This is a genomic window from Thermomonas sp. S9 (genome assembly GCF_024704365.1).
GTDB lineage: Bacteria > Pseudomonadota > Gammaproteobacteria > Xanthomonadales > Xanthomonadaceae > Thermomonas.
This window is the reverse complement of the sequence record NZ_JAJDFY010000001.1, coordinates 2,738,053-2,753,691: the sequence shown is the minus strand read 5'-3', so window position 1 is coordinate 2,753,691 and position 15,639 is coordinate 2,738,053. Positions and strand designations below refer to the sequence as shown.

At 68.4% G+C, this 15,639-nt stretch carries 14 protein-coding genes and 3 pseudogenes; 14 read left to right on the top strand and 3 right to left on the bottom strand.

Annotated features, from left to right (window positions below; translation table 11 throughout):
- Window positions 1-8 precede the first annotated feature (8 nt).
- From atpB to LJB71_RS13865, 10 genes and pseudogenes are all read left to right on the top strand, one after another.
- The gene (gene atpB / locus LJB71_RS13910; protein ID WP_259304830.1) at window positions 9-851 is read left to right on the top strand and encodes a F0F1 ATP synthase subunit A; all 843 of its coding nucleotides are present in this window, start codon (window positions 9-11) and stop codon (window positions 849-851) included.
- Between the two features lie 85 nt (window positions 852-936).
- Window positions 937-1,215 (top strand): F0F1 ATP synthase subunit C, encoded by a 279-nt coding sequence (atpE, locus tag LJB71_RS13905; protein ID WP_240095780.1) that lies wholly within the window; start codon window positions 937-939, stop codon window positions 1,213-1,215.
- A 124-nt stretch (window positions 1,216-1,339) separates the two neighbouring features.
- A complete protein-coding gene (locus LJB71_RS13900; RefSeq protein ID WP_259304625.1) occupies window positions 1,340-1,813 on the top strand; it encodes a F0F1 ATP synthase subunit B in 474 nt (157 codons plus the stop codon).
- Window positions 1,814-1,823: 10 nt separating this feature from the next.
- Window positions 1,824-2,351, top strand: coding sequence for a F0F1 ATP synthase subunit delta (locus LJB71_RS13895; protein ID WP_259304624.1), 528 nt, complete (start codon window positions 1,824-1,826; stop codon window positions 2,349-2,351).
- A 61-nt stretch (window positions 2,352-2,412) separates the two neighbouring features.
- Window positions 2,413-3,963: a F0F1 ATP synthase subunit alpha gene (atpA, locus tag LJB71_RS13890; RefSeq protein ID WP_259304623.1), complete on the top strand. Its 1,551-nt coding sequence runs from the start codon at window positions 2,413-2,415 to the stop codon at window positions 3,961-3,963.
- A gap of 62 nt (window positions 3,964-4,025) precedes the next feature.
- A pseudogene (gene atpG / locus LJB71_RS13885) lies at window positions 4,026-4,890 on the top strand (F0F1 ATP synthase subunit gamma).
- Window positions 4,891-4,942: 52 nt separating this feature from the next.
- Window positions 4,943-6,349 (top strand): F0F1 ATP synthase subunit beta, encoded by a 1,407-nt coding sequence (gene atpD / locus LJB71_RS13880; protein ID WP_259304622.1) that lies wholly within the window; start codon window positions 4,943-4,945, stop codon window positions 6,347-6,349.
- A gap of 45 nt (window positions 6,350-6,394) precedes the next feature.
- Entirely contained in the window at window positions 6,395-6,820 is a 426-nt protein-coding gene (locus LJB71_RS13875; protein ID WP_259304621.1) for a F0F1 ATP synthase subunit epsilon, read from the top strand.
- A 135-nt stretch (window positions 6,821-6,955) separates the two neighbouring features.
- Window positions 6,956-7,225 carry a DUF4136 domain-containing protein gene (locus tag LJB71_RS13870; protein ID WP_259304620.1) on the top strand — a complete coding sequence of 90 codons (270 nt, stop codon included), beginning with the start codon at window positions 6,956-6,958 and terminating at the stop codon, window positions 7,223-7,225.
- On the top strand, window positions 7,222-7,536 hold the full coding sequence (locus tag LJB71_RS13865) for a DUF4136 domain-containing protein (protein ID WP_259304619.1): 315 nt from the start codon (window positions 7,222-7,224) through the stop codon (window positions 7,534-7,536). Before LJB71_RS13870 ends, LJB71_RS13865 begins: the two co-directional genes overlap by 4 nt.
- Window positions 7,537-7,593: 57 nt before the next feature.
- Here the strand turns inward: LJB71_RS13865 and ppa are convergent.
- Window positions 7,594-8,141 (bottom strand): annotated as a pseudogene (gene ppa, locus LJB71_RS13860) (inorganic diphosphatase).
- Between the two features lie 165 nt (window positions 8,142-8,306).
- Here ppa and LJB71_RS13855 point away from each other — a divergent pair.
- Complete coding sequence (locus LJB71_RS13855) at window positions 8,307-9,941, top strand: NAD+ synthase (RefSeq protein WP_259304618.1); 1,635 nt, start codon at window positions 8,307-8,309, stop codon at window positions 9,939-9,941.
- Between the two features lie 69 nt (window positions 9,942-10,010).
- Here LJB71_RS13855 and LJB71_RS13850 read toward each other — a convergent pair whose 3' ends face one another.
- Window positions 10,011-10,853, bottom strand: coding sequence for an outer membrane protein assembly factor BamD (locus LJB71_RS13850; RefSeq protein WP_259304617.1), 843 nt, complete (start codon window positions 10,851-10,853; stop codon window positions 10,011-10,013).
- 91 nt (window positions 10,854-10,944) lie between these two features.
- Between LJB71_RS13850 and rluD the strand changes: the two genes are divergently transcribed.
- Together rluD and pgeF are read left to right on the top strand one after the other, a co-directional pair.
- Window positions 10,945-11,925: a 23S rRNA pseudouridine(1911/1915/1917) synthase RluD gene (gene rluD / locus LJB71_RS13845; RefSeq protein WP_259304616.1), complete on the top strand. Its 981-nt coding sequence runs from the start codon at window positions 10,945-10,947 to the stop codon at window positions 11,923-11,925.
- Window positions 11,922-12,668 carry a peptidoglycan editing factor PgeF gene (gene pgeF, locus LJB71_RS13840; protein ID WP_259304615.1) on the top strand — a complete coding sequence of 249 codons (747 nt, stop codon included), beginning with the start codon at window positions 11,922-11,924 and terminating at the stop codon, window positions 12,666-12,668. Before rluD ends, pgeF begins: the two co-directional genes overlap by 4 nt.
- Here the strand turns inward: pgeF and LJB71_RS13835 are convergent.
- The gene (locus LJB71_RS13835; protein ID WP_259304614.1) at window positions 12,582-12,917 is read right to left on the bottom strand and encodes a GIY-YIG nuclease family protein; all 336 of its coding nucleotides are present in this window, start codon (window positions 12,915-12,917) and stop codon (window positions 12,582-12,584) included. The two genes, pgeF and LJB71_RS13835, sit on opposite strands and share 87 nt — an antisense overlap.
- 115 nt (window positions 12,918-13,032) lie before the next feature.
- On the opposite strand from LJB71_RS13835, the pseudogene clpB reads away from it, so the two are divergent.
- Window positions 13,033-15,617, top strand: a pseudogene (gene clpB / locus LJB71_RS13830) (ATP-dependent chaperone ClpB).
- Window positions 15,618-15,639 lie beyond the last annotated feature (22 nt).

Sequence of the window (15,639 nt, the reverse complement as noted above, 5' to 3'; positions counted from 1 at the left end):
TGGAAGCAATGGGGCTGGTTCCCGAAGGTGGCGAAGGCGGCGGTGGCCTGACCGGCTACATCGTTCACCACCTCACCCACAACACCATCACCGTCGCCGGCGATGCCGGGTTCCACCTGGATTCCTGGGCGATCGCGCTGGGCCTGGGCCTGCTGGCTTGCCTGTGGCTGTGGCTGTATGCGCGCAAGGCGACCTCGGGCGTGCCGGGCAAAGGCCAGGCCTTCGTCGAGCTGGTGGTCGAGTTCGTCGACTCCCAGGTCAAGGACACCTTCCACGGCGACCGCCGCTTCATCGCGCCGCTGGCCCTGACGATCTTCGTCTGGGTCGTGTTCATGAACGCGATGGATCTGCTGCCGCTGGACATTCCAAATGCCGCAGTGCAGGCCGTCGCCGGTGAAGAGGCCGCGCACCACACCTATTTCCGCTGGGTGCCGACCGCCGACGTCAACACCACGTTCGCGCTGTCGATCACCGTGTTCCTGCTGATCATCTTCTATTCGGTCAAGGTCAAGGGCGGCTGGGGCTTCATCAAGGAACTCTTCACCGCGCCATTCCACGCCCATGGCCTGTTCGGCAAGATCGTGCTGGCGGTGCCGAACCTGTTTTTGAACCTGGTCGAGTACCTGTCCAAGCCGGTCAGTCTCGGGATGCGACTGTTCGGCAACATGTACGCCGGCGAGCTGGTGTTCATGCTGATCGCCGGCCTGTTCATGTCCTGGGTCACCTTCCTGCCCGGCGTGCTGTTCCAGTCGGTGTGGGCGATCTTCCACATCCTGATCATCCTGCTGCAGGCCTTCATCTTCATGGTGTTGACCGTCGTCTACCTGGCGATGGCGCACGAGCACCACTGACACCAAAGGCCCGCCGGGCATCGCGTTCTACCTTCCACCGTTCCACCCCTTCACAACAGTTCAGTACCAAAACCGGAGATCCACCATGGAATTCATCGCCAACGTCCAGGCTTTCACCGCCGTCGCCATCGGCATCATCGTCGGCCTGGGTGCGCTGGGCGCCGCCCTCGGCATCGGTGTCATGGGCAGCAAGTTCCTCGAGGCCGCCGCCCGCCAGCCGGAGCTGGTGCCGATGCTGCAGGGCCGCATGTTCCTGCTCGCCGGCCTGATCGACGCGGCGTTCCTGATCGGCGTGGGCGTGGCGATGATGTTCGCGTTCGCCAACCCGCTGCTGGCCGCCGTCCAGGCGGCGACCGGCGCCTGACCGGCCGCCCGGGGCGCGCGCGGCAGGTCCGCGCGCGTCTGCTGCACCGCGCCGCGGCATGCCGCCGTGGCGCTGCCCAGGCGGGCGCCGATGCAAGGCGTCCGCTCGACACGCAAGGTACGACATGAACCCGACCTTCATGACATTGCTGGGCCAGATGATCTCGTTCGCGATCCTCATCTGGTTCACCGTCAAGTTCATCTGGCCGCCGCTGATGCAGGCGATCGAAGAGCGCCAGCAGAGGATCGCCGAGGGCCTGGCCGCCGCCGACAACGCGCAGAAGAGCCTCGCGCAGGCCGACGCCAAGGTGGCCGAGGAGCTCAAGGCCGCCCGTGCCCGGGCCAACGAGATCATCGAGCAGGCGCACCAGCGCGCCAACCAGCTGATCGACGCCGCCAAGAGCGAGGCGATCGCCGAGGCCGCGCGTCAGAAGGCGCTGGCCGAGGCTGAAATCGAGGCCGCCGCCAACCGCGCCAAGGAGGACCTGCGCAAGCAGGTGGCGGCGCTGGCCGTGAGCGGCGCCGAGCGCCTGCTGCAGCGCGAAGTCAACGCCAACGACCAGAAGGCGCTGATCGACGAGCTGGCCGCGCAACTCTGAGGGAAGACCCATGAGCCAGGCCATGACCCTCGCCCGTCCCTACGCCCGCGCCGCCTTCGCGGTGGCGCGCGATGCCGCGCGCCTGCCGGCGTGGTCGGACGCGCTCGCCTTCGCCGCGCGCGTGGCCGCCGACCCGCAGGTGGCGGCGCTGCTGGGCAACCCGAAGCTCACCCGCGACGATGCCCTGGTACTGCTGGCGCCGGACGCGGCCGGCGAGGAGTTCTCGCACTTCCTCGGTCTGCTGTTCGACAACCGCCGGCTCACGCTGCTGCCGGAGATCGCCGGGCTGTTCGACGAGCTGCGCTTCGAGGCGGAGCGCGTGGTGCGCGCCAGGGTCACCTCCGCGGTGGCGCTGCCGGCGGCCGAGCTGGAGACGATCAAGACCGCACTGCGGCGCCGGTTCGGGCGCGAGGTCGAGGTCGAAACCGCGGTCGATCCCGCGCTGCTGGGCGGTGCAGTGATCGACGCCGGCGACGTCGTCATCGATGGCTCGCTGAAGGGCAAGCTGGCCCGCCTGCAGGCGGCGCTGGCGCACTAATCCGTTTATCCCGAATTCTAGAAACAGGCCGGCGGCGACGCAGGCTCCCAAGGAAACCAAGATGGCCACCACCACGCTCAACCCGTCCGAAATCAGCGAACTGATCAAGACCCGCATCGAGAAGGTCAAGCTCGCCGCCGAGGCGCGCAACGAAGGCACCGTCACCTCGGTCTCGGACGGCATCGTGCGCATCCACGGCCTGGCCGACGTGATGCAGGGCGAGATGATCGAACTGCCGGGCGGCACCTATGCGCTGGCGCTGAACCTCGAGCGCGACTCGGTGGGCGCGGTGGTGCTGGGCGACTATGAGCATCTGCGCGAGGGCGACACCGCCAAGACCACCGGCCAGATCCTGTCGGTGCCGACCGGCCCCGAGCTGCTGGGTCGCGTGGTCAACGCGCTGGGCGAGCCAATCGACGGCAAGGGCCCGATCGACGCCAAGACCAGCTCGCCGGTGGAGACCATCGCCCCGGGCGTGATCTGGCGCAAGTCGGTCAGCCAGCCGGTGCAGACCGGCTACAAGTCGGTGGACAGCATGATCCCGATCGGCCGCGGCCAGCGCGAGCTGATCATCGGCGACCGCCAGACCGGCAAAACCGCGCTGGCGGTGGACGCGATCATCAACCAGAAGCACTCCGGCATCAAGTGCATCTACGTGGCGATCGGCCAGAAGAACTCGACCATCGCCAACATCGTGCGCAAGCTCGAGGAACACGGCGCGATGGCCTACACCACCGTGGTTGCCGCCTCCGCCTCCGAGTCGGCCGCGATGCAGTACATCAGCGCCTACTCCGGCTGCGCCATGGGCGAGTACTTCCGTGACCGCGGCGAGGACGCGCTGATCATCTATGACGACCTGTCCAAGCAGGCCGTGGCCTACCGCCAGATCTCGCTGCTGCTGCGCCGCCCGCCGGGCCGCGAAGCGTATCCGGGCGACGTGTTCTACCTGCACAGCCGCCTGCTGGAGCGCGCCGCGCGCGTGTCCGAGGATTACGTGGAGCGCTTCACCAACGGCGCCGTGAAGGGCAAGACCGGCTCGCTGACCGCGCTGCCGATCATCGAGACCCAGGCCGGCGACGTGTCCGCGTTCGTGCCGACCAACGTGATCTCGATCACCGACGGCCAGATCTTCCTCGAGACCGACCTGTTCAACTCGGGCATCCGCCCGGCGGTGAACGCCGGCATCTCGGTGTCGCGCGTGGGCGGCGCGGCGCAGACCAAGATCATGAAGAAGCTGTCCGGCGGCATCCGCATCGCGTTGGCGCAGTACCGCGAGCTGGCGGCGTTCGCCCAGTTCGCCTCCGACCTCGACGACGCCACCCGCAAGCAGCTGGAGCGCGGCCAGCGTGTCACCGAGCTGATGAAGCAGAAGCAGTACGCCCCGATGTCGGTGGCGCAGCAGGCGCTGTCGATCTACGCGGTCGACAAGGGCTACCTGGACGATGTGCCGGTGGGCAAGGTGCTGGCATTCGAGTCCGGCCTGCAGGCGCATTTCGCCAACACCGCCGTCGAGCTGATGCAGAAGGTGGACGCGACCGGCGACTGGAACGACGAGATCGAGGCCGCGTTCAAGAAGGGCATCGAGGACTTCAAGGCGACCGGCAGCTGGTAAGCCCCGGAAGCACCCGCGCGGGTCGCTGACCCGCGCAGTCGATCCACACTGACGAGACGAGCATGGCTGGCGGACGCGAAATCAAGACGAAGATCAAGAGCGTGCAGAACACCCGCAAGGTGACCCGCGCGCTGGAGATGGTCTCGGCCTCCAAGATCCGCAAGGCGCAGGACCGGATGAAGGCCTCGCGCCCGTACGCGCGGGCGATGAAGCAGCTGATCGGGCACCTGGCGCAGGCCAATTCCGAGTACCGCCATCCGTACCTGGTGCAGCGCACCGACGTGAAGCGGGTGGGTTACATCGTGGTGTCGTCCGACCGCGGCCTCGCCGGCGGCCTCAACAACAACATGTTCCGCAAGCTGCTGGCCGAGTTCCGCACCCTGCAGCAGCAGGGCATCGAGGTGGACGTGGTCACCATCGGCCAGAAAGCCTCGGTGTTTTTCCGCCGGTTGAAGGTCGGGATGCTGGCCTCGGTCACCCACCTCGGCGATACCCCCCAGGGTCGAGCAGCTGATCGGCGTGATTAAGGTCATGCTGGACGCTTACACCGGCGGCGCGGTGGACAAGGTGTTCCTGGCCTACAACGACTTCGTCAACACCATGACCCAGCGCGCCACCTTCGACCAGCTGCTGCCGCTGCCGGCGGCGCAGGTGCCGGTGGCGCGCCACGACTGGGACTACATCTACGAGCCGGATGCGGAGAGCGTGCTGGAGCACGTGCTCACCCGCTATGTGGAGTCGCTGGTGTACCAGGCGGTGATGGAGAACGTGGCCTCCGAGCACGCCGCGCGCATGGTGGCCATGAAGGCGGCCAGCGACAACGCGACCAAGCTGATCGGCACCCTGAACCTGGTCTACAACAAGGCCCGGCAGGCGGCGATCACCCAGGAAATTTCGGAAATCGTCGGCGGCGCGGCGGCGGTTTGATCCAACGAAGCAGCATCGAAGCAGCATCCAAGAGTTCCCGAGGAAACAACTCATGAGCAACCAGGGCAAGGTCGTACAGATCATCGGCGCGGTCGTCGACGTCGAATTCCCGCGCGAGAGCGTGCCGAAGGTGTACGACGCGTTGAAGGTGCAAGGCACCGGCATCACGCTGGAAGTGCAGCAGCAGCTGGGCGACGGCGTGGTCCGCACCATCGCGCTGGGCTCCACCGACGGCCTGAAGCGTGGCCTCGTGGCCGAGAACACCGGTCGCGCGATCGCGGTGCCGGTGGGCAAGGGCACCCTGGGCCGGATCATGGACGTGCTCGGCAACCCGATCGACGAGGCCGGCCCGGTGCAGGCCGACACCACCTGGGAAATCCACCGCGCGGCCCCGAGCTACGAGGACCAGGCGGCCACCACCGAGCTGCTGGAGACCGGTATCAAGGTGATCGACCTGATGTGCCCGTTCGCCAAGGGCGGCAAGGTCGGCCTGTTCGGCGGCGCCGGCGTCGGCAAGACCGTGAACATGATGGAGCTGATCAACAACATCGCCACCGAGCACAGCGGCCTGTCGGTGTTCGCGGGCGTGGGCGAGCGTACCCGCGAGGGCAACGACTTCTACCACGAGATGCAGGAATCGGGTGTGGTCAACGTGCAGGAGCACGCCAAGTCCAAGGTGGCGATGGTGTACGGCCAGATGAACGAGCCGCCGGGCAACCGCCTGCGGGTGGCGCTCACCGGCCTGACCATGGCCGAGTACTTCCGCGATGAAGGCCGCGACGTGCTGCTGTTCATCGACAACATCTACCGCTACACCCTGGCCGGCACCGAGGTGTCCGCGCTGCTGGGCCGTATGCCGTCGGCGGTGGGCTACCAGCCGACCCTGGCCGAGGAAATGGGCGTTCTGCAGGAGCGCATCACCTCCACCAAGACCGGTTCGATCACCTCGATCCAGGCCGTGTACGTGCCCGCGGACGACCTCACCGACCCGTCGCCGGCGACCACCTTCGCCCACCTCGACTCCACCGTCACCCTGTCGCGTTCGATCGCCTCGCTCGGCATCTACCCGGCGGTGGATCCGCTGGATTCGACCAGCCGCCAGATGGATCCGCTGGTGATCGGCAACGAGCACTACGAGACCGCCCAGCGCGTCCAGCAGACCCTGCAGAAGTACAAGGAGCTGAAGGACATCATCGCGATCCTGGGCATGGACGAGCTGTCCGAGGAGGACAAGCTGGCCGTGGCCCGCGCGCGCAAGATCGAGCGCTTCTTCAGCCAGCCGTTCCACGTGGCCGAGGTGTTCACCGGCAGCCCGGGCAAGTACGTGCCGCTGAAGGAGACCATCCGCGGCTTCAAGGGCATCGTCGACGGCGACTACGACCACCTGCCGGAACAGGCGTTCTACATGGTCGGCTCGATCGACGAGGCCGTCGAGAAGGCGAAGAAGCTGGCGGCCTGAGCCGTCGCTTCGATTGACGCGTTCGACTGAACGGAAGGAATCACGATGGCATCCACCATCCGCTGCGACATCGTCAGCGCCGAGGCCGAGATCTTCCACGGCGAGGCTACCCTGGTGGTCGCGACCGGCGAGATGGGTGAGCTGGGCATCGCGCCCAAGCACGCCCCGCTGATCACCCGGCTCAAGCCCGGCAAGGTCGTGCTCACCCTGGCAAATGGCGACACGCTGGACTTCGCCATCTCCGGCGGCATCCTCGAGGTGCAGCCGACGGTGGTGACGGTGCTGGCCGACACCGCGGTGCGCGCCGACGCGATCGACGAGGCGGCGGTGCGCGCCGCCAAGGAAGAGGCCGAACGCATCATCGCCCGCCGCGGCGAGGCGATGGAGATCGCCGAGGCGCAGAAGCGCCTGGCCGAGGTCACCGCGCAGCTGCAGGCGCTGGAGCGCCTGCGCAAGAACCTCAAGCACTGAGGGCAGGTCTTCGAGTGTGACCGGCTTCACGGGCCTGGCGACGCCGGGCCCGCTTGCGTTTCTGGCTGCCTGCCGTTCAGGCCGGATACGGTTGGCGGTGCGATGATCATGGCATCCCGTCGCCGGAGACCTGCCATGTCCAGATCGTTCAAGTTGCTGGCCAGCGCGCTGCTGGCCGCGGCCATGCTCGCGCTGTCGGCCTGTGCGACCGGCCCCACCGTGCGCACCGACCGCGATCCGACCGCCGATTTCGCCCGCTACCAGACCTGGAGCTTCTACAAACCGATTTCGATGGAGCAGGCCGGGTACACCTCCTGGGTGTCCGACCGCATCCGCGAGGATGTGCGCCGCGAGATGGAGGCCCGTGGGTATCACTTCGTCCCCGAGGGGGCGATCTGCTGGTGAATTTCCAGACCCGCCAGCGCGAGCGCAGCCAGGTGTGGAACGTGCCGCGCGTGGATTTCGGCTGGGCCTACAGCTATCGCTATCACGCCTTCGTGTCGGTGCCCATCTGGTATGACGAGCCCCAGGTCAGCCGCTATCGCGAGGGGGTGCTGACCGTGGACCTGGTCGATGGAAAGCGCAACCGCCTGGTCTGGACCGGCTCGGCCAGCGCGGCGGAAGTCTCCAAGCGGACGCCCGAGCAGAAGATGGCCGATATCGACCAGGCGGTGAGCGCCATCTTTGCGAAGTATCCGGGACGCGCGGGCGGCTGACGCCTTCCAGCCGCGCGTCGGCCCCGCCGTGCCGCAGCATGCGGCACGGCGCGGGCGTCAGAAGTTCGGCTTGTTGCTGCTGCCGTCGTAGCGCTGGATCGATTCGACGATGACCCGGCGCGCCTGCTCGGCGCCTTCCCAGCCGGCCAGCTTCACCCACTTGCCGGGCTCCAGGTCCTTGTAGTGCTCGAAGAAGTGGCCGATGCGCTGCAGCCAGTGCGGGCTGACCTTCTGGATGTCGTCGATGTGGCTGTAGCCGGAGAACACCTTGTCCACCGGCACCGCCAGGATCTTTCGTCGCCGCCGGCCTCGTCGGTCATCTTCAGCAGGCCCACCGGGCGGCAGCGGATCACCGAACCCGGCACCAGCGGCAGCGGCAGGATCACCAGCACGTCCACCGGGTCGCCGTCGTCGCAGATGGTGTGCGGCACGTAGCCGTAGTTGCAGGGATAGCGCATCGGGGTGGACAGGATGCGGTCTACGAAGATCGCGCCCGAGGCCTTGTCCACCTCGTACTTGACGGGTTCGGCGTCCTTCGGGATTTCGATGATGACGTTGATTTCATCCGGCGGGTTCTTGCCGGTGCTGACGAGGTCCAGGCCCATGGAGGGTCTCCGAATGTGGGGATGCGCCCGTGCGGGCGCGGGAAGCGGGGAGGAAATCGGCACATTTTACTCTCGCTGGCCGGATGCCGTGACGCGCAGCCTGTATCCTTGCCACGCCTTGGCGCCCGCCGTGCAGCGCGCGCCCCTTCCTTGCGAGAACGCCCGATGACGCAGCCCCTCCGCATCGCGATGGCGCAGTTCGATTTCCCGGTCGGCGACGTGGCCGGCAACGCGGCGCGGATCGCGGAGATGATCGCGCTGGCACGCGACGAATACGCCGCCGACCTCGTGCTGTTCCCGGAACTGGCGCTGAGCGGCTATCCGCCGGAGGATCTGCTGTACCGCCCGGCCTTCCTGCGCGCCTGCGAAGAAGCGATGGCCCGGGTGGCCGAGGCCGCGCGCGGGATCACCGCGGTGGTGGGCTGGCCGCAGCCGGCAGGCGCAGTGGTGTACAACGCGGCCAGCGTGCTGCGCGACGGCGGCATCGCGCACACCTACCGCAAGCGCGAGCTGCCCAACTATGCGGTGTTCGACGAGCGCCGCTATTTCGACGTCGATCCCGACTGCGGGGACTGCGTGTTCGAGGTGGGCGGGGTGCAGGTGGGGCTGCTGATCTGCGAGGACCTGTGGTTCCCCGAGCCGATCGCCTCCACTGTGGGCAAGGGCGCGCAGCTGGTGCTGGTGCCGAACGCCTCGCCGTTCGAGCATGACAAGCACGCCGCGCGTGATGCGTTGCTGGCGCAGCGGGCGCGCAAGACCGGCGCCGGCATCGCCTACCTCAACCTGGTCGGCGGGCAGGACGCCTTGGTGTTCGACGGGGCCTCGGTGGTGGCCGATGGCGACGGCGGCGTGCATCCGGCGGCGGTGGCGTTCGAGGAACAGTGGCTGGTGGTCGAGTTCGACCCCGGCAGCCGCCGTTTTGTGCCGCTGCAGTGGACGGTGGACGGCGACGAGAGTCGCGATGCGCTGGCCTGGCGCGCGGTGGTCCGCGGCACCCGCGACTACTGCCGCAAGAACGGCTTCGGCAAGGTCTGGCTGGGCCTGTCGGGCGGGATCGATTCCTCGGTGGTGCTGGCGATCGCCGCCGACGCGCTGGGAACGGAGAACGTCACCGCGGTGCGGTTGCCGTCGCGCTATACTGCGGGCCTGTCCAACGACCTGGCGCAGGAGCAGTGCGACGCGATGGGGGTGGCGATGGTGACGCTGCCGATCGAAAAGCCGTTCCAGGGCTATCTCGATGCGCTGGCGCAGGTGTTTGCCGGGCAGCAGGTGGACACCACCGAGGAGAACCTGCAGTCGCGCACCCGCAGCGCGCTGCTGATGGCGCTGGCCAACAAGTTCGGCGGCCTGCTGCTGACCACCGGCAACAAGAGCGAGTACGCGGTCGGCTATGCCACCATCTATGGCGACATGTGCGGCGGCTATGCGCCGATCAAGGACCTGTACAAGACCGAGGTGTTCGCGCTGGCGCGCTGGCGCAATACAGTAGGCGACCGCATCATCCCGCAGGCGGTGATCGACCGCCCGCCTTCGGCCGAGCTGCGCGAGAACCAGCGCGACCAGGATTCGCTGCCGCCGTACGACGTGCTCGACGCCATCCTGCTGCGGCACGTGGACCAGGAGCAGTCGCGCGCCGAGATCCTCGCCGCCGGCTTCGATGCCGCTACCGTCGATCGCGTACTGCATCTGGTGCGGATCAGCGAATGGAAACGGCATCAGGCCGCGCCCGGGCCGAAGGTCAGCCGGCGCGCGTTCGGGCGCGAGCGCCGCTATCCGGTGACCAGCGGCTGGCGGGAGTGATGCGCGCAAAACGGCAAAGGCCGGCGTTGCGGCCGGCCTTTGCTGCATCGTGGAGCCGTCGCGCCGGGATCAGCGCACGTCAGGCGAGAGCGGATTCAGGCGCTTGATCAGGCCGGGGAACTTCGGCCAGCGCCCGCTCAGCCACGGATGCTGCGGGTCGTTCAGCTCCAGCACGCGGCGGGCGTCGGCGGCCAGCTTGGCTTCGCCCATGCGGGTATAGGCCTCGCCCAGCAGCGCCACCGCATCGTCCTGGGATTCGCTCTGCGGATAGGTTTCCAGCAGGTAGATGGCGCGATCGGCGGCCGATACCCAGGCGCCGCGGCGCAGGTAGTACAGGCCGGTGGTCAGCTCGAAGCGGGCGAACTGGTTGCGCAGGAACACCATGCGCTGGCGCGCGTCGTCCACGTAGCGGCTGTTCGGGTAGCGGGTGATCAATGTGTTGAAGTCGTTGTACGCCTGCATCGGCGCGTCGAGGTCGCGGTTGCTGGTGTCCAGGTTGAAGGTGCGCGCCAGGAACACCGTATTGCGCGCCATGTTGTTCAGGCCGCGCAGGTAGTACATGTAGGCGATGTTCTTGTGGGTCGGGTAGGTGCGGATGAAGCGGTCGATGGTGGAGATCGCGTCCTCGTGCTTGCCTGCCTTGTACTGGGCGTAGGCCTGCTCCATCAGCGCCTGCTCGGCGTAGGGGCCGTACGGATACTGCGCGATCAGGCGGCCGAAGGTCTCGCTGGCCGAGGACCAGTTGCCGTGCTCCATCTGGCCATGCGCGCGGTCGTACAGCTCGGCCACCGGCACGCCTTCGTTGCGGTTCTTCTTGCTCTTGAACAGGCCTTTGCCGCCGGAGCAGCCGGCGACGACGAGGACGAGCATGAGCACGATGGCGGTGCGCAGCAGGCTGGAACGGGCGGTCATGGGCATCGAACGGGCGCCGGGGGCATGAAGGCTGGATAATAGCAGTCCCGCGCTTTAATCAGGCCCGAATGCGCCGTCCGGCGCCAGCCCCATGAACGACGCATCCCCCCGCATCGCCCGCATCCCCGACGAGGCCGCCGGCCGCCGCCTGGATGCGGTGCTGGCCGAGCTGTTCCCCGCCTATTCGCGCTCGCGCCTGTCGGCCTGGATCAAGTCCGGCGCCGTGCAGGTGGACGGCGCGCCCGCGCGCCCGCGCGACCCCGTGCGCGGCGGCGAGGCGGTGGCGCTGACCGTGGTCGAGGACGTGCAGACCCACGCCGTGGCCGAGGACATCCCGCTTTGCGTGCTGTACGAGGACGCGCACCTGTTCGTGCTGGACAAGCCGGCCGGGCTGGTCGTGCATCCGGGTGCCGGCAACCCGGCCGGCACCCTGGTGAACGCGCTGCTGCACCGCGACCCCGGCCTCGACCGGCTGCCGCGCGCCGGCATCGTCCACCGCCTGGACAAGGACACCAGCGGCGTGATGGTGGTGGCGCGTACCCTGGAAGCGCATACCGCGCTGGTGGCGCAGCTGTCCGCGCGCCAGGTGCACCGGCAGTACCTGGCGATCGTGGTCGGGGCGCTGGTCGCCGGCGGCACCGCCGCCGTGGCGATCGACCGTCACCCGCGCGACCGCCTGCGCATGGCGGTGCGCGAAGACGGCAAGGAGGCCATCACCCACTACCGCCTGCGCGAGCGCTTCCGCGCCCACACCGCGCTGGAATGCCGGCTGGAGACCGGGCGTACCCACCAGATCCGGGTGCACATGGCGCATCTGAAGCATCCGATCGTGGGCGATCCGTTGTACGGCGGGTCGCTGAAGCTGCCGAAGGGCGCCTCCGAGGCGTTGATTGCCGCGTTGCGCGGCTTCAGGCGGCAGGCGTTGCATGCCGAAGTGCTGGAGTTTCCGCATCCGGTCAGCGGCGAACCGGTCCGCTGCCAGGCGCCGGTGCCCGAGGACATGCAGCAGCTGCTGCACCTGCTGCGCGAGGACGCCGCCGCCCACGCCGAGGCGGAGCGCGCGCGGCGATGAACGCCTTCCTGCGCGCCGACTGGCCGGCGCCGCCCGGCGTGCACGCGCTGACCACGCTGCGCCACGGCCTGGGGGTGTCGGCGCCGCCGTTCGACCGTTTCAACCTCGGCGTCCGCTGCGGCGATGCGCCGGAGGCGGTGGCCGAAAACCGCCGCCAGCTGGCTGCCGCCCTGGCCCTGCCGTCCGTGCCGCGCTGGCTGCGTCAGGTGCACGGCGTGGCCGTGGCGGTCGAGCCTGCGGAGGACGAGCCCGAGGCCGATGCCGCGGTCAGTGCGATCCCGGGCCGGGTGCTGGCCATCCTCACCGCCGACTGCCTGCCGGTGGTGCTGGCGGCCCGCGATGGTGGCGAGATCGCCGCCGCCCATGCCGGCTGGCGCGGGCTGGCGGCCGGCGTTCTGGAGGCGACGGTGGCGGCGATGCGCACCCCGCCCGCGGGCCTGATGGCCTGGCTGGGACCGGCGGCGGGCCCGCAGGCCTACGAGATCGGCGCGGAGGTGCGCGCGGCGTTCGTCGATGTCGATCCCGTCGCGGATGCGGCCTTCGTGGCGACCCGGCCCGGGCACTGGCGGGTGGATCTTTATGCGCTGGCGCGGCGGCGGCTGGCCGCGGCCGGGCTGGCGATGGACGCGATCCACGGCGGCGGGCTGTGCACCATTTCAGACCGGGCGCGGTTTTATTCGCACCGCCGCGACGGCCGCGGCGGGCGCATGGCCACCCTGGCCTGGATCGCGCCCTTCGTCTGAGTCCTGCGCCAGCAACCAGGCCAGTTTCTCCGCCCGCGGGCGGCGCTTGAGGCGGTATTCCGCGCGCAGCGCGCTGGCGCGGTCGGGATAGGGCCGGCTGGCCAGCACGCAGTCGGGCGGATGCGCGCGGGTGTATTTCGCGCCGGTGCCGGCAGCATGTTCCCGGAACCGGCGCTGCACGTCGGTGGCGATGCCGGCATACAGGCTGCCGTCGCGGCAGCGCAGCAGGTAGAGGTGCCAGACGGGCATGCCGGCAGCATAACCGCGTCTCAATGCCGGCTGCGATTTGACTTGAATCACGCCGCCGCAACCGCATGTGGGGAACATTGGCCGCACCGCGGCCCTCCTTACAGGAACCCCTCCCATGCGCATGGACAGACTCACCTCGCGCTTCCAGCAGGCCATTGCCGACGCGCAGTCGTTGGCCGTGGGGCGCGACCACACCATCATCGAACCGGTGCACCTGCTGCTGGCCCTGCTCGACCAGCCCGGCGGCGGCACCCGCCCGCTGCTGGCGCAGGCCGGCGTCAACGTGCCGGTGCTGCGCGAACGCCTGGCCGAGGCGCTGGAGCGCCTGCCCAAGGTCAGCGGCCAGGCCGGCAACGTGCAGGCCGGCAATGACCTCGTCCGCCTGCTCAACGTCACCGACAAACTGGCGCAGCAGCGCGGCGATGCCTACATCGCCAGCGAGCTGTTCCCGCTCGCCGCGCTGGAGGATTCCGGCGAGGCCGGCAAGGCGCTCAAAGCCGCGGGCGCGAACAAGCAGAAGCTCGAGGCAGCCATCGACAGGTTGCGCGGCGGCGAGAAGGTCACCGACGAGAACGCCGAGGACGCGCGCCAGGCGCTGGAGAAATACACCATCGACCTCACCGCCCGCGCCGAGTCCGGCAAGCTCGACCCGGTGATCGGCCGCGACGAGGAGATCCGCCGCACCGTGCAGGTGCTGCAGCGGCGCACCAAGAACAACCCGGTGCTGATCGGCGAGCCCGGCGTGGGCAAGACCGCGATCGTGGAAGGCCTGGCCCAGCGCATCGTCAATGGCGAGGTGCCGGAGGGTCTGCGCGGCAAGCGCCTGCTCAGCCTCGACATGGGCGCGCTGATCGCCGGCGCCAAGTTCCGCGGCGAGTTCGAGGAGCGTCTGAAGGCGGTGCTGAACGACCTGGCCAAGAACGAGGGCCAGATCATCCTGTTCATCGACGAGCTGCACACGATGGTCGGCGCCGGCAAGGCCGAGGGCGCGATGGACGCCGGCAACATGCTCAAGCCGGCGCTGGCGCGCGGCGAGCTGCACTGCATCGGCGCCACCACGCTGGACGAATACCGCAAGTACATCGAGAAGGACGCCGCGCTGGAGCGCCGCTTCCAGAAGGTGTTCGTGGGTGAGCCGACGGTGGAGGACACCATCGCCATCCTGCGCGGGCTCAAGGAGCGCTATGCCGTGCATCATGGCGTGGAGATCACCGACCCGGCGATCGTGGCCGCGGCCACCCTGTCCCACCGCTACATCCCCGACCGCCAGCTGCCGGACAAGGCGATCGACCTGATGGACGAGGCCGCCAGCCGCATCCGCATGGAGATCGACTCCAAGCCGGAGGAGCTCGACCGCAAGGAGCGCCGGCTGATCCAGCTCAAGATCCAGCGCGAGGCACTGAAGAAGGAGAAGGATGCCGAGTCGAAGCAGCGTCTGGCCGACCTGGAGAAGGAGATCGACGTGCTCGAGCCGCGAGTACGCCGATCTCGAGGAAATCTGGAAGGCCGAGAAGGCGACCCTGCAGGGCGCGACCAAGATCAAGGAGCAGATCGAGCAGGCCAAGCTGGAGCTGGAGGCCGCGCAGCGCCGGCAGGATTTCGCCAAGATGAGCGAGATCCAGTACGGCCGCATTCCCGAGCTGGAACGTCAGCTCAAGGCGGCGCAGGAGGCCGAGCAGAAGGGCTTCCGCCTGCTGCAGGACAAGGTCACCGCCGAGGAAATCGCCGAAGTGGTGTCGCGCTGGACCGGCATCCCGGTCAGCAAGATGCTGGAGGGCGAGCGCGAGAAACTCCTGAAGATGGAGGACGCGCTGCACGCCCGCGTGGTCGGCCAGGACGAGGCGATCAAGGTGGTGTCGGATGCGGTGCGCCGCTCGCGCGCCGGGCTGTCCGACCCCAACCGCCCCAGCGGTTCGTTCCTGTTCCTGGGCCCGACCGGCGTGGGCAAGACCGAGCTGTGCAAGGCGCTGGCCGAGTTCCTGTTCGACAGCAGCGATGCGATGGTGCGCATCGACATGAGCGAGTTCATGGAGAAGCACGCGGTCAGCCGCCTGATCGGCGCGCCTCCGGGCTATGTCGGCTACGAGGAGGGCGGCTATCTGACCGAGGCGGTACGCCGCCGCCCGTACAGCGTGATCCTGCTGGACGAGGTGGAGAAGGCGCATTCGGACGTGTTCAACATCCTGCTGCAGGTGCTGGACGACGGACGCCTGACCGATGGCCAGGGGCCGCACCGTGGACTTCCGCAACACGGTGATCGTGATGACCTCCAATCTCGGCAGCCAGATGATCCAGGAGATGGCCGGCGACGATTCCCCCGAGGCTTACACCAAGATGAAGGCCGCGGTGATGGGCGTGGTGCAGGCGCACTTCCGCCCGGAGTTCGTCAACCGGCTGGACGACATCGTGGTGTTCCACCCGCTGGACAAGGCGCAGATCAAGCAGATCGCGGGCATCCAGTTGGCTGGTTTGGAGAAGCGGCTGGCCGAGCGCGGCATCCGCATCGAGCTGTCCGACAAGGCCTACGAGCTGCTCGGCAACGTCGGCTTCGACCCGGTGTACGGCGCGCGCCCGCTCAAGCGTGCCATCCAGCAGCAGATCGAAAACCCGCTGGCGCAGGAAATCCTGTCCGGCCGCTTCACCAGCGGCGACGTGGTGAAGGTGGACGCCGGGGGCGGCAGGCTGGTGTTCGTGAAGTAAACGCTGCGCGCGCCCGGTCGCT

Excerpts from the sequence above, each read along its gene's own strand:
- LJB71_RS13870 (WP_259304620.1), top strand. The coding sequence starts at position 6,956 with ATGTCCAGATCGTTCAAGTTGCTGGCCAGCGCGCTGCTGGCCGCGGCC.
- LJB71_RS13855 (WP_259304618.1), top strand. The coding sequence starts at position 8,307 with ATGACGCAGCCCCTCCGCATCGCGATGGCGCAGTTCGATTTCCCGGTC.
- LJB71_RS13895 (WP_259304624.1), top strand. The coding sequence starts at position 1,824 with ATGAGCCAGGCCATGACCCTCGCCCGTCCCTACGCCCGCGCCGCCTTC.
- pgeF (WP_259304615.1), top strand. The coding sequence starts at position 11,922 with ATGAACGCCTTCCTGCGCGCCGACTGGCCGGCGCCGCCCGGCGTGCAC.
- LJB71_RS13900 (WP_259304625.1), top strand. The coding sequence starts at position 1,340 with ATGAACCCGACCTTCATGACATTGCTGGGCCAGATGATCTCGTTCGCG.
- LJB71_RS13835 (WP_259304614.1), bottom strand. The coding sequence starts at position 12,917 with ATGCCCGTCTGGCACCTCTACCTGCTGCGCTGCCGCGACGGCAGCCTG.
- atpB (WP_259304830.1), top strand. The coding sequence starts at position 9 with ATGGGGCTGGTTCCCGAAGGTGGCGAAGGCGGCGGTGGCCTGACCGGC.
- atpE (WP_240095780.1), top strand. The coding sequence starts at position 937 with ATGGAATTCATCGCCAACGTCCAGGCTTTCACCGCCGTCGCCATCGGC.
- atpA (WP_259304623.1), top strand. The coding sequence starts at position 2,413 with ATGGCCACCACCACGCTCAACCCGTCCGAAATCAGCGAACTGATCAAG.
- LJB71_RS13875 (WP_259304621.1), top strand. The coding sequence starts at position 6,395 with ATGGCATCCACCATCCGCTGCGACATCGTCAGCGCCGAGGCCGAGATC.
- rluD (WP_259304616.1), top strand. The coding sequence starts at position 10,945 with ATGAACGACGCATCCCCCCGCATCGCCCGCATCCCCGACGAGGCCGCC.
- atpD (WP_259304622.1), top strand. The coding sequence starts at position 4,943 with ATGAGCAACCAGGGCAAGGTCGTACAGATCATCGGCGCGGTCGTCGAC.
- LJB71_RS13850 (WP_259304617.1), bottom strand. The coding sequence starts at position 10,853 with ATGACCGCCCGTTCCAGCCTGCTGCGCACCGCCATCGTGCTCATGCTC.